7 protein-coding genes are annotated in these 13,394 nt (G+C 53.9%); 2 read left to right on the plus strand and 5 right to left on the minus strand.

Annotated features, from left to right (window positions below; translation table 11 throughout):
- Positions 1–4 precede the first annotated feature (4 nt).
- The 5 genes from ACN0XZ_RS14085 to ACN0XZ_RS14105 all read right to left on the minus strand — a co-directional run bounded on the left by ACN0XZ_RS14085 (position 5) and on the right by ACN0XZ_RS14105 (position 9,256).
- Positions 5–3,115, minus strand: a complete 3,111-nt coding sequence (locus ACN0XZ_RS14085) for a TonB-dependent receptor (RefSeq protein ID WP_417458426.1) — start codon at positions 3,113–3,115, stop codon at positions 5–7.
- A gap of 616 nt (positions 3,116–3,731) precedes the next feature.
- The gene (locus ACN0XZ_RS14090) at positions 3,732–4,745 is read right to left on the minus strand and encodes a LacI family DNA-binding transcriptional regulator (RefSeq protein ID WP_417458427.1); all 1,014 of its coding nucleotides are present in this window, start codon (positions 4,743–4,745) and stop codon (positions 3,732–3,734) included.
- An 18-nt stretch (positions 4,746–4,763) separates the two neighbouring features.
- Positions 4,764–5,513 carry a sugar-binding protein gene (locus ACN0XZ_RS14095; protein WP_417458428.1) on the minus strand — a complete coding sequence of 250 codons (750 nt, stop codon included), beginning with the start codon at positions 5,511–5,513 and terminating at the stop codon, positions 4,764–4,766.
- Positions 5,510–7,897 carry a GH36-type glycosyl hydrolase domain-containing protein gene (locus ACN0XZ_RS14100; RefSeq protein ID WP_417458429.1) on the minus strand — a complete coding sequence of 796 codons (2,388 nt, stop codon included), beginning with the start codon at positions 7,895–7,897 and terminating at the stop codon, positions 5,510–5,512. The genes ACN0XZ_RS14095 and ACN0XZ_RS14100 overlap by 4 nt, the downstream gene beginning before the upstream one ends.
- 6 nt (positions 7,898–7,903) lie before the next feature.
- On the minus strand, positions 7,904–9,256 hold the full coding sequence (locus ACN0XZ_RS14105) for an MFS transporter (protein ID WP_417458430.1): 1,353 nt from the start codon (positions 9,254–9,256) through the stop codon (positions 7,904–7,906).
- A 286-nt stretch (positions 9,257–9,542) separates the two neighbouring features.
- Here ACN0XZ_RS14105 and ACN0XZ_RS14110 point away from each other — a divergent pair, with 286 nt between their 5' ends.
- Positions 9,543–10,574, plus strand: a complete 1,032-nt coding sequence (locus tag ACN0XZ_RS14110) for a LacI family DNA-binding transcriptional regulator (protein ID WP_417458431.1) — start codon at positions 9,543–9,545, stop codon at positions 10,572–10,574.
- Between the two features lie 230 nt (positions 10,575–10,804).
- Complete coding sequence (locus tag ACN0XZ_RS14115) at positions 10,805–13,312, plus strand: glycoside hydrolase family 3 N-terminal domain-containing protein (RefSeq protein WP_417458432.1); 2,508 nt, start codon at positions 10,805–10,807, stop codon at positions 13,310–13,312.
- The last annotated feature ends 82 nt before the right edge of the window (positions 13,313–13,394 follow it).

Genomic DNA, 13,394 nt, shown 5'->3' on the forward strand with positions numbered 1-13,394 from the left:
AAGCCTAGAACTTGTACCGAACACCAAGGAAATAGCGTGGCGCATTCTCCCTCGCGAACCACAGCTGGTTCACAGCGCGGTTGTACTGGCGCGTGTTTTCACCGGTGATGTTAATCGCCTCAAGGGAAACCGTGATTTGATCGGTCACATCGTAGCTTACGCTAGCGTCGATAGTAGCGAACGCTTCGGTGAAGGTTGGGTTGTTGTAGCTGTCTCCACGGTTTGCGTCTGACAAGAAGCCATCACGCCAGTTATACGAAGCGCGCGCCGAAATCCGGTTCTTCTCGTAAATCAGCGTAACGTTTGCCGTATCACTAAGGCCGACGAGTGCAAACTGATCCTCTGTTGGATCGGCTGTCACATCATACCCGATGTCGCCATCAACCATGGTGTAGCTTGCGGCAATACCAAAACCTGTGTCACCGAAGAAGTGCTGGCCAGCAATTTCAAGACCACGAATGGACGCAGAATCGATATTGAGAGGGCGGCTTACGTCGATCTCCCACAGCGGGTCGGTTGAGTCCGACAACACGTCATAGTCTGTCTCCAGACTGGTATAGTATGCCGGATCCAGCGAACCATTGGTAACGTTGGCCTGGAATGTCGCGATTGCGTCATTTACAGACCCAAGCTGATCAATAAGGGCTGTCATTGCGAACAGGTGCTGGTTGGTTGCATCAATGCCAATGCTCGCAAGAGCATCAGATGCCTGACCAGACCGGGTGCCCGGCGCACCTGATGTTACATCGCGAATACCAAACAGGTTTTCAGAGACTGTTCTGGTACCCACAAAGTTTTTCACCTTCTTATGGAAGGCACCGACCGAGAACCAGTCATCATCGCCATAGTACCACTCAAACGACACATCAAAGTTCTCAGACACAAGTGGCAGAAGACCCGGCGTACCCGTACTTGCCGTCAGTGTACCGCCTACTGCTGTTGGCCCCGAAGGCGAGGACAGTGATGTACTGGCTTTCAGGTTATCATAGCCCGTGCGAGACAGTGTCTTGCTATAGGAGAAACGGGAAACCAGCTTGTCGGTCAGCTCGATCGCGATATCCAGGTTTGGCAGGAAGTTATCGTAAGATTCATCGATAGAAAAACCATCCTGACCACTGCTTGCAACCCGCGCAAAGTCCTGATCACCCTGCCATATAATGTCGGTTGTAGGCGCGGATTGAGAGAACGCCGTCACGTCGGTCTGCTCATAGCGCAGGCCTGCACTGATACGTACTGGACGATCTGCCAGTTCAAACTCACCATCAAACTGCGCATAGACAGCCAGCACATCCTCTTCGACAATGTCGAAGTTCTCCTGAATGAGATTGACCGTGTTCCCTTGGCTTAGATAGTAAGCGGAGGTCGCTTCGAAGATATCAAGCGCGTTGCCCCGTACACCAACAAGGCCAGATGGAATCTGGAAGTCATTGAAGGCGCCATCCCACTCAAACAGCTCGAGCGCGCCGGGTGCCAGTTGCTCCACATCACCAGGATTGTTTGCACCCCAGTTCCCCATGGTTTGCTGATAGAGCGCCTCATAGGTTTCGTTCTTCTGCGTGCGGTAGTTGGCACCAAAGGTAAACTTGGTAGTGTTATCCAGTTGCCATTCACCCCGGAAGTCTACCTGATCAATCTCGTTGATCTGATAGATATTGCGGTTGTCGTTGGATATTTGCGTAGACACGTCACCAAGGTCAAACACACCGTCATTGTTACTGCGAACGGAATCATCGCGACTAACAGATATCTGCGGGAAGCCCGTTGAATAGTCCACGGTGTGGGCAAGAACCACTGGCATTGCCATACCTACGTTGGTTTCCGCGTATCCTGTCCGTGCATCGGGGCGCACAGACGCTTTGGATGTATGTGCATCCAGCTTGAAGGTCAGGCTATCATTCGCGTCATACTCTACATTAAGACCGAACGATTCCAGCTTGTCTTTCGTCGCACTGTGAGACTGCTGAAGCGCAAAGTCTTTCACGCCGCCGCCTTTGTTTTCCGATAGGAAAATCGAGGTGGAAACCGGGCTATCGTCGAACGAAATCTGGTCAAACGGACGGTCGAACCAGTTGCTGAGGTCTGTGCGGTCTTCCTTTGCACTTGTTTCAGCAAGCAACGCGTCAGCGGTGATCCGGATATTCTCTGTCGGGTTGAACTGTATCACGGCTTGACCATTGATACGTTCGCGACTCATCTCGGTAAACTGATAGCGGCTGTCACGCGCAATCGCGACATTGCGACCATCAGTTGGCAAGCCGGTTACAACCGTATTGGCGGTAATCAAGCCATTCGCGGGGTCGAGAACAGCATCCGCTGGCAATATATCCCAACCCGCGTTCCGAATAGCCCCGGCGGCCGCATCACGCTTCGAATAGCTACCAAAAAGCGCTACACCGAACTTCTTCTCGTCATCACTCCAGCTGACAAGACCCGTCACCTCTGGTGTGACCTCATTGCCTTGGTCAACGTTGGTGTCGTGCGCTGCTTTGGCAACGATAGTGCCTGTAAACCCTTCGGTATCGAGAGGTTTGCGTGTCTCGACGTTAATCGTCGCACCAACACCGCCGGACGCGATATCCGCGCGGCCAGACTTATACACCTGCATGGCAGCAACGCTCTCAGATGCGAGCGTTGAGAAGTCGAACGCGCGGTCGCTTGCCTGGCCCAGAAGCCCTTGGCCATCGCCGCCGATAACCGGGATATCCGCCGTAGGCATCGAACGGCCATTGATAGTGACGTGGTTAAACCCTGCACCAAAGCCGCGCACGGTCACCTGAGAACCTTCGCCCGCCTGGCGGTTGATCGCAACACCGGCGATCCGCTGCAAAGATTCAGCAATATTTGAATCCGGGAACTTACCAATGTCCTCGGCGACAACGCCGTCAACAACGCCATTCGCCCGACGTTTGATATCTGCACTTGCGCGCAGGGACTGGCGAATACCGGTGACAACGATCTCTTCAAGTTCAGCGGGTTCTGCTTCTTCCGCAACCGCAGTTGCAGATAAACCCACAGCGAATACGGCAGCTACCGAAGTGCTACCCAGCAACAAAGATACAAGGCGTGTTGACCTTCTCTGCCCCTCACTACCTCTATCGGTAAAATGAGATGTCATATTTCCTCTCCCAAAGATCTTCCCCTTCCCAGGGCCTTCCTCGCCCGCAAAGCGTCCCATTAAATGGTGTGAAGACGCAACATGCAGACATCGTAGTAAATCTGATAACGTTATCAAGAGTAGTTTGACGCAATCTTGACAGCGCTGTCAAAACGACGCTATCGCAGGTGAACAAATGTTGTAAACACTAATTTTCCCCTCAAATGTGACCGGTACCATTTTTCTCAGCTTTCCAATCAGCCCCTAGATCCGCAGAATTCTTAATAACCCACTGATTAATATAACACTTCTTTCAACGCCTCTTCCGAGATCATGTTCAATTCGTTTACATTTTTTTGCCTTTCGGAATTCTTTTTTTTGCCCTTTTTGGCCCGAACCGTTGCAAAGATGTGTCAGTTTTCACACTTTTATATGGAACCGTTACCATATTTTACCATGACATGCCACGCGAGTCTTTCCTGTTTATGTCAAATGAAGCTTCTACTTTATCGGCAGGACGACATTGAAAAGGCTGAGCGGACCACCCCACCAGAAGACTCATCCTTGACGCCATCAGAATTGGGATACCAAGGATGCAGATATTTTTGAGCAGCCTCAGCCAAGAAGGTGTGCGCCACTATGCTCTGGTATGAACCACCGCCGTGCTTTCGCGCTCAACAAACCGGTATGGCAAAACAATATCCGCATCGGCTTTGCCCACCCTGCCTTCCAGCATATCAACGAGCAAGGCCGCGCTCCGCCGCCCCATGTCATAGGCTGGCTGCTCAACGGTTGTCAGCGCAGGGCTCGCAAAAGCGGAGAAGTCGAGATTGTCAAACCCGATGATCGAGATATCGTCCGGAACCCGAAGATTGAACGTCTTCAGGCTGCGCATCGCACCGAGCGCCATTTCATCATTCATACAGAATATTGCCGTCGGCCTGATCGGGTTGCTATCGAGCATAAAGTCGGCCATAGCGCTGAACCCTGAAACCAGACGGAAATCACCTTCCCGCACCAACTCAGGCAGGTAAGGCAAACCTGCCTCATAAAGACCCTCCCTGAAACCTTTGAGCCTCACGATCGTATTGCTGTTGCTTGCAGGCCCTGTAATCGCCCCGATATGCATGTGACCAAGGCTAGCCAAATACTGGATACACTCCTTGACGGCCGCCACATTATCGATACGAACACCCGGATATGGCGTACCCGGCACACCCGCCACACTCACAGCAGGCACATGTTCCCTCGGCAACAGCGAAACCCCACCTTCCGTGAAAGGCGCCATCTGGATAATGCCGTCAGCAAGGCGCGTCTCGACCATCTTGATATAGTCTGCCTCGCGCTTGGTGGAATTGTTGGTGCTGCCCACCAATATTTTATACCCAAGCTCGTCTGACGCATCGACAATACCGGCAATGACCTGGGCAAAAAACGGGTTGGCAAGGTTGGGAGCCAATACAACGATGGTGCGGGCACTACTGCTTCTGAAGGTTTGTGAGAGCATGTTAGGGCGGTAGCCCAATTTTTTGATCGCAGCCTGCACCTTAGCCAATTTCGCGGGCGAAACTTTATCAGGCTCATGCAATACGCGCGTGACAGTAGCACGTGAAACACCGGCCTCAGCTGCAACGTCCCGAATTGTAGCCACAAAATTCTCCCCAAGCGGTCAAGGCACCAATGTCAGCTTGCCGAATACATCCGCCGTGATATAGCCAAGGTTCTTGTCACCGTCCACGGGCTCAATGGCATGTGAGCCCATGAAATGCTCGCGGGTTTCACTGCCGTCATTATCGCAGTAGGCCAGCATAAACCCGATTTTTTTACCGACCTCCAGCTTGAGCGGCTCATTTGTATCCAGCGCAGGATCAAAGGTATCACCGTAAAGCCGCACGGCAACTTCCCAGACGATAACGCCCGGGTTCTCCGCGCTGCGCCTCCACCGGCTGATAGCATGATCATCCAGAAGCAAAATCTCCGCGTCGCCGTCTGGCTTCTTCGCACCCATGTCAGCCACATGCCCATCAAGGGCAACGTGATAAGCAAAGGCATTGTGGGTATAGAGGTGATTACCGCCCGACGCATCTGCATCGATGAATATCTCAAGGCAATCATCATCCCAGTAAGCCTCACGGGGGTCAGGATGCCGGTCATACAACACGTCATCGGTGATCTCAGCCATCACATAGAGATGGTCCTGATCCCACAGAAGCTTGTAGCGTCCGGAGAAGTCCGTCGGCTCCGGCACAGTTCCGGTGATATGATGGCTCATATCCCGCCATTCAGCTTGCCCCCACACCGCTTCAATCTTGCCGTCAATAATCGGTGCCACAGCACTGTGGCGCACCTCCTCGGCTATTACTGTGTGGGACGCCAGGGCCCAGCCGAACACTCCTGCAAAAATCACTGTTGGTTTCATCGCTGGCTCCCTTCCCCATTCGGCAACTTAACATCAACAATATAATGTCGGCCCTTCTCCACGTCCCTGATCATCTTCTCAGGGTTGCATACACCGTCCACCCAGACCTCAGCCTCAGTCGCATCATCTGATCGTTTATAGCGGACATCAAAAACAGCGCCCCGGAAATAACGCGTAACACGCGCTTCATCCCATGCAGACGGCAAGGAAGGGCAAATCTTGAGGCCATGCCTGCACCCCCGAAGTCCAAACAGCCGCTCAGTCACAACACGGCCAAACCATGCCACTGTGCCCGTGTTAAAAAGCTGGCTGGAACGGCCCGCCGTTCTGGGGAATTGATGGTAGGCCCCGCGATAATAGTTTGGAATATAGGCTGGCAACTGCCCACGGACGAGACAGTCTTCCTCGTCTGGCAACATTTTACGCAGGGTTGCATAGGCACGGTCACTCTCGCCAATCTCATATAGGCTGTAGGCATAGAATGCAGCTGCGTGATTATAGACCGAGCCATTCTCTGCAGACCCGGGGAATTTCTGCGTCAGTCTGCCAACATCTTCCCGCATACCGGTATAGGCGGGGGCAAGCATCGCGACCCCATATGGCGTCATTAGTTGCTTATCAATTTCATCAAGCATCGTGGTCCGCATTTCCGCGTTCGCCGCACCGCTGAGAATAGCCCAGCTTTGGGGGTTTAGGTAAATCCTGCCCTCGATGTCTTTCTGCACACCAAAGGGCACGTCCGCGTCCGTAATGCCACGCGCATACCACTTGCCGTCCCACGTATGTTTGTTTGCGGCTTGATTGCAGGCCTCGGCCAGGTTTTCCATCTCGGCTCTTACCGTCTCGGCACCGATCACCTCACAGATACTTGCCCATTCCTGAAAGGCATATGCGGAAGCCAGCGTCAACCAAGCGGAAACTCCGCGCCCCTTGTAGCCAACCATATTCATGGGGTCACACCAGTCACCCTCCGCTATCAAGCTCAAACCACGTTCATCACGATTGGCGGCAATCCAGCGCATAGCACGAGTGATATGAAGCGCGACCGTTTCGTATTTTTCATGGTCCGCATAGGGCACCGTCTCTTCAAGCAGCGCATAGTCTCCGGTCTCGTTCAAATAAGCGCTCAGGCATATCGGCAACCAGACACAGTGATCAGTATGCGGAACTTGATTGATATATTTAAGGGTCGCGTCAGGGTGGAGAAGAATACCATCCGGCATCTCACCGCTCGCTTTCTGCTGCGATAGCGCGAGCAAAACCGCACGCTTCATGCTCACAGCATCCACCAGGCACATGCCCATATGATCTTGCAGCAGGTTTCGGGTTTGCGGATCTGTGGAAAGGCGGTTAGTCGCGCCGTGATACTGTATCTGCCGCGTCATCCAGTGATTGACGAAATGATCAAACGCAGGGTCCGGCGTTGATACACTCAGCGCACTCTTGGCTTTTTCAACATAATCCTGGCCTGAGGCGCATGCACGATCGAAGTTCTCCCTGCTGCCCAGAAACCGCTCTCGAATGGCCGCGAGCTCAGCCCTGTCTTTCGCAGGGCCAAAAACAAAGCATGTTTCAAAGCTCTCTGCTTCTGCGAGCGATATATCATACTGCATCGCGGCAACCGGTGTTTCATAGTCCGCTGTTTCACCGCCAAGGGCGGAGGCAACAACACCGTCAGGGTGGTGTAGCCCCCCCTCCCCCTCAAAAGCGGAAAGGCGCGCGCACCATGCGTCTGGCCTCTTCTCCGCCATCAGGAAGCTTTTCTCCCGGAAGCTCTGATTTTTGAAGTAATCCGCCACCTTCTGGTACGGCGTGACATAACTCGCGACAATTGCCTGCAGCTCATCATCATATTGAGCACCCTGGTTCATCCAGGAAAGGAAGCCGAAGCTGAATAGGGGATAGACTGAAAGGTCGCGCCTGTTAGTGCTCAAATTCTTCACACGCAAGCGCCATAGCTCAGCAACTCCAACCTCAGGCAAAGTCACTTCCAACGAAACCTCAATACCGCCACATACTATTCTCCAGTGCATCGCGTGGGGCAACGCCCTGAACTCAAAGGTATCAACCTCCGCCCGTACAGGCTCATAGGGCGCCGAAAAACAGTGACCACTTTCCCGATCTTTCACATAAAAAAAGCGGCCGCTATGGTGTGAATAATAGGGGTGCTCAGGCTGCATGAAGGTTGTTGCCTCAAGCGCTGGCCCGCGAGAATATTTGCTCGGCTCAGGCTGCATGAACTGCGCTGTTGCATAGCCTCTGCATGTTATCTGCAGCATCATGTCTGTGTTCCACAGGAAACTACCGGCGTGAGGCATAACCTTCGGGCTATGCAACACCAAATCCGGGCCTTGCCGGGAGAAAATCTTACTCGAAACCTTCATCACCACTTACACTCCAAACTCGTTCTTTACTGCGCGCTGCTCCAGATCACTGTTCACCGCCTCGATCGTTGCCTCATCAAGCCCATAGAAACGGATAAGCACCACGGAAAGGGCCGCAAAAAAAGCCGGGATAAGGGTCATGAGAAGGATGATCCCCATCGCGGACGCATCTGATTGTGCTTCATTGGCGGCATACCCAAGCGCGCCCAGAAGCCAGCCAATAAGCGCCCCTGCCAAGGCACCGCCCAGCTTCTGGGAAAAGGCGGCGGCAGAGAAAACCATGGCTGTCGCCCGCCGACCGGTTTTCCATTCTGAGTAGTCAGCGGTGTCTGCATACATGGAGAATACGAGCGGAGACTTTGGCCCAAGGCAAAGGCCTATCGCCGCCTGCAATACATACATGAGAACAATCTGATCGCTGGGTACGAAGAAGAACACAGCAGACAAAACACTCACCAATGACATCAGAACGAGTAGCAACTGCTTTTTGCCCATGAACTTAGTCAGCAACGGTGTGATCGCCGCCCCCGCCATCAGGGCCAGCATATAGGTCATGCTGAAGCTCCCGATTAGATCAGGGCGTTCAACATAATATTTGAAGTAGAAAGTCCCTGTGCTCGCCCGCAGCGAGATCGTCATCATGATCACCAGCGCGAGGGAGAAGAGAATCAACCACGGTTTATTGTCCGACAGGTCGCGAATATCGCGCCACACTGATGTGCGCTCCTGAGAGACGGGCACCACGCGTTCGCGAGTGGAAAGAAACGTCAGCACGAACAAGGCGGCTGCCACCAGGCCATATAGCCCCATGGCCATTTGCCATCCCGCCGCCTCGTTACCCTGCCCAAACCAATCAACCAGCTTTGGCGTGAAATAGGCGACCAGACTGCCGCCAGTAAACGCACCAATAAACCGAAAGCTTGTGAGGGCGGTACGGTCCTCACTATCCCGCGTGACAACACCGATGAGGGCGCCATATGGCACATTGATGAAGGTGTAGGCGAGCATCATGAAAATATAGGTGGCATAGGCCCATACGGTTTTGCCCCCTGTGCCGATGTCCGGTACCGTGAAAGTTAAAACTCCAGCCGCTATGAGCGGCAGGATACCCCACAGAAGATAGGGCCTGAATTTGCCAAAACGCGTTTTAGTGCGGTCGGCGATCGCCCCCATAACCGGGTCAGAGACCGCATCGATTATTCTGGTGACCAACATCATGGTACCCACGGCGGCGGCAGGTAGACCAAACACATCAGTGTAGAAAATCAACAGGAACAGATCGAATACACGCCAATAAAAATTGGACGCCACATCCCCCATCGCATACCCGATCTTCTCGGATAGTTTTAGCTTCCCCATTCTTCTTCCCTTAATATGTGACCGGTCACATATTAAGCTCAATATGCGCAGCCTGTCAAAGGGGAAGGCGTTCGCGCCGCCTTACCGCACAGGTATTTGACCATGAATTCACACCAATCCGCGTTTTGGCAGGCTTGCATTCAGGCACCTTCATGTGTTTCATCAACCAAGCAGCCCGGCGGCGGATTCGGCATATAAGCCTTGGCAATGCTTGGGATTTAACTTGCAAGCTTTAGATCGAATGCATAAAAGTTCCGGAAACGTTTTCAGTTAGTGAGCGCGAATGATGTCGACCAGGAAAAAAATGAATGTGACGATTGCCGATGTGGCGCGCGTAGCGGGGGTATCTGTCACCACGGTGTCGCGCATCCTGAACGGCGAAAAATACGTCCGGGACGACAAGAAAAAAGCTGTTGAAGCGGCCGTGGAAAAACTCGGTTACCGACCCAGCCTTTATGCGCGCAGCCTCGCAGGCAATCGCTCCTACGTCATCGGCCTCCTCCTCGATGACCCGCAGGGTGACTATCTCTCCGGCATCCAGCGCGGTCTGCTCAAAAAATGCAAAGAGGCAGGGCTGCATGTGGTTGTCGAGGTGTTTGACAAAACCACCACCTTTGAACAGATCCAGTCCTTTCTCTCCAGCCTCGGGCTCTCGGGTGTTATCCTGACGCCGCCCATATGCGACAATGAGGTCATCCTCGCCGCTCTCAGCAAACGAAAAATACCAACGATCAGAATATCCCCCGGCCGCACATTCGCTGGTATGACCGATATCGGCATCGATAACTTTGGCGCTGCCTATAAGATGACAGCACATCTGATTGGGCTTGGGCACAAAGACATAGGCTTCATCACCGGCGATACCGAACACGCGGATGCAAGAGAGCGACTGCAGGGTTTCCAGAGCGCCATGGCAGACAACGGCCTGCTCGTCCGGCGAGATTGGGTTGGGCGCGGCACGTATGTTTTTGCGTCAGGCCTAACTGCCGCGAAACAGATACTCAGCCAGGAAAACCGTCCAACGGCAATTTTTGCGTCAAACGACGAGATGGCTGCGGCCACCATTACGGTGGCGCACGAGATGCGCATTGATGTCCCAGGCGAGCTGTCGGTCGCAGGCTTTGACGACCTACCCCTCGCGTCCTTCATCACACCGCCGCTGACAACCATTCGTCAGCCAATCGAAGAGATGGCAATAGCGGCTGCCACTAAGCTATTAGACGCGCATCAGGCACAAGATGCCAGCGCGGACACTGGCGCCCTGACCATGGATTTCGCCTTCATTGAGCGCAAGTCAACCACCCACCCTATACGCTAGCCACCACTACTCACCGGGCTTCACACCCCTTCCAGCATGTCCGGATTAAAATATGAAATCGCTTCCATAAATTCCTAGACAGCGCCCCTTAAAATCGCTACGGAGGAAATCCTGCTGAGCTGTCTACTACCGCATGCGTGCCCTCATTGACGGTGCCGCTGGTGTGAAAGACATCTCTGTTACCTGTTGGGAAGGAGGGGCATTGCCCCTTGATGGGAGTGGAGACCAATATGATTGAAGCGCGCAAAAAGTGCTTGTACTTCATTGCAATAGCCACAGCGTCGGCGCTTGTAGGCTGCAGCGATACAGATAACCAAGACGCCAAAGGCCATAGCCAGCCCACTGACCAATCAACACATGTTACCTGGCCTCGCTCCACCCTTGCGGATTTGCGCAACGACGCCCTCGAAGCGAAGATTGATGCCCTTCTGGCCCGCATGACCGTTGAAGAAAAGGTCGGGCAGGTTATTCAAGCTGATAGCGCTTCCGTTACCCCCGAAGACGTTAAAAATTATAACCTGGGCTCTGTGTTGAGCGGGGGAAACTCCGCGCCAGGCCCGCTTCCTTACGCCACAGCTGATGAGTGGGTAGAGGCAGCCGATCAATATTATCAGGCATCAATCGATGCCAGTGACGGCGGTGTGGCTATCCCGATCATATGGGGCATCGACGCCGTACACGGGCACAACAATGTGGTTGGCGGTACAGTCTTTCCACACAATATCGCGCTTGGCGCCGCCCATAACGCAGAGCTCATCAGGAAGATATCCGCCGTCACCGCGCGGGAGTTGCGTGTCACCGGCCATGACTGGACCTTTGCCCCCACTCTCGCCGTACCACAGGATGATCGCTGGGGCAGGACATATGAGGGCTTCAGCGAAACCCCTGAGATCACCCGGCAATATGCGCCGGCTATAGTTGAAGGCCTGCAGGGTGAGCTCGCATCAGCACAGTTTATGGGGCCGGAGAAAGTCATCTCCTCCGCCAAACATTTTGTCGCTGACGGCGGCACCAGGGATGGGCAAGACCAAGGGGACGCGGCGGTCAGTGAAGAAGTCCTGCGTGACATTCACGGTGTCGCATACCTTGATGCCATCAACGCCGGTGTGCAGGCTGTGATGGCCTCATTTTCAAGCTGGAACGGCAAGAAAATCCACGGCGACCAGCACCTACTCACAGAGGTTCTCAAAAACCAGATCGGTTTTGACGGCTTTGTTGTCGGTGACTGGAATGCGCACGGGCAAATTGAAGGATGCACCAATGAAAATTGCCCACAGGCGATCAATGCTGGCCTCGATATGTATATGGCGCCAGACAGCTGGAAGGGCCTTTATGAAAACACCCTTCAACAGGTGAAGGACGGCGTTATCAAGCAGGACCGTCTTGATGACGCGGTGCGGCGCATCCTTAGAGTGAAGATGCGCGCCGGCCTCTTCAGCAGCGTCAAGCCATCCGCCCGGCCGCTTGCGGGCGACGAAAGCATTCTCAGCTCAGGCGAACATAAAGCCGTGGCGAGAGAAGCGGTGCGCCAGTCCCTCGTTTTACTAAAAAACAACAGCGGTGTGTTGCCCATCGCGCCCGGGCAGCATGTGCTTGTTTTTGGGGAAAGCACAGACAGCATATCTGATGCATCCGGCGGCTGGACCCTTACCTGGCAGGGCGGCGGGTTACCAAACACCGCCTTCCCGAAAGGTGAAAGCATCCTCTCAGGGCTTGAGGCTGCCATTCATGAAGCTGGCGGCACGGTGGAGTATTCCACCGACGGTTCATTCGCTCAAAAGCCCGATGTAGCCATCGCCGTATATGGCGAAAAACCCTATGCAGAGTTTCAAGGCGATGTCAGTACCCTTCTCTATGCGAACCCCCCGGTGCTGGACGCCCTGAAAAGCCTGAAGCAAAGCGGTGTGCCAACCGTTAGTGTTTTCCTGTCCGGTCGTCCTATGTGGGTCAATCCCCTCATCAACGCGTCGGATGCCTTTGTTGCGGCGTGGTGGCCGGGTACCGAGGGTGGCGGGATCGCAGATGTGCTTATTGCCACCTCGGACGGCGAACCAGCGCATGACTTTAGCGGGAAACTATCATTCTCATGGCCAAAGCGCGCGGACCAAGGCCCTCTCAATGTGGGGCAGGACAATTATGATCCACTGTTTCCCTATGGGTATGGCCTCACGTACGCTGATGACGATACCCTCCCTGATCTCTCGGAAGAAGCAGGGGCTACCAACAAACAACTCAACAAATACAGCTACTTTGAGCATGGGCGTGCGCAGGCCCCTTGGCGGGTTAGCACAAGCGGTAGCGGCGCCCATATCTCCGCTGTTGATTACACAGCGCAAGAAGATGCCTTCACGGTGCTGTTTGAGGGTGAAATGGCAAGTTCCGTCTCGATAGAGAATGAAACGCCGGTTGATCTCTTCAGGGAAATGAACGGCGCCATGGAACTCACCTTCGCCTACCGTCTGGATGCGGAGCTCCCGGCGCCTGTAACCCTCTCGCTGGGCTGCGCTAATAACCCCGCCTGCCAAGGCGCGGTTGACATAACCAAGGCGCTGGAAGCAACAAGCACCGGTGAGTGGTCAACCATGCGGATCAGCCTATCTTGTTTTGCTCAGGCAGGTGCGGATATCCGTGCCGTCAACCAGCCCTTTAAGCTGGAAAGCACGTCAGGAACGACGATCGCCATCGCTGCGGTCAAGGTTGTTGAGGATAGCGACGGGCAGGACAACTGCCCACAATAGACAAAAACTGATGCACAAATTGAAAGGCCCTGAATTCATCACACAGAATTCAGGGCCTTTTATGTCTTTAGCTCACACTACC

Origin of the sequence: Kordiimonas sp., from assembly GCF_048264555.1 — a bacterium.
Taxonomy (GTDB): domain Bacteria; phylum Pseudomonadota; class Alphaproteobacteria; order Sphingomonadales; family Kordiimonadaceae; genus Kordiimonas.

Bases quoted from the DNA above. Each gene is read 5' to 3' on its own strand.
- ACN0XZ_RS14085 (WP_417458426.1), bottom strand. From the start codon at position 3,115: ATGACATCTCATTTTACCGATAGAGGTAGTGAGGGGCAGAGAAGGTCA.
- ACN0XZ_RS14095 (WP_417458428.1), bottom strand. From the start codon at position 5,513: ATGAAACCAACAGTGATTTTTGCAGGAGTGTTCGGCTGGGCCCTGGCG.
- ACN0XZ_RS14100 (WP_417458429.1), bottom strand. From the start codon at position 7,897: ATGAAGGTTTCGAGTAAGATTTTCTCCCGGCAAGGCCCGGATTTGGTG.
- ACN0XZ_RS14105 (WP_417458430.1), bottom strand. From the start codon at position 9,256: ATGGGGAAGCTAAAACTATCCGAGAAGATCGGGTATGCGATGGGGGAT.
- ACN0XZ_RS14110 (WP_417458431.1), top strand. From the start codon at position 9,543: ATGTCGACCAGGAAAAAAATGAATGTGACGATTGCCGATGTGGCGCGC.
- ACN0XZ_RS14115 (WP_417458432.1), top strand. From the start codon at position 10,805: ATGATTGAAGCGCGCAAAAAGTGCTTGTACTTCATTGCAATAGCCACA.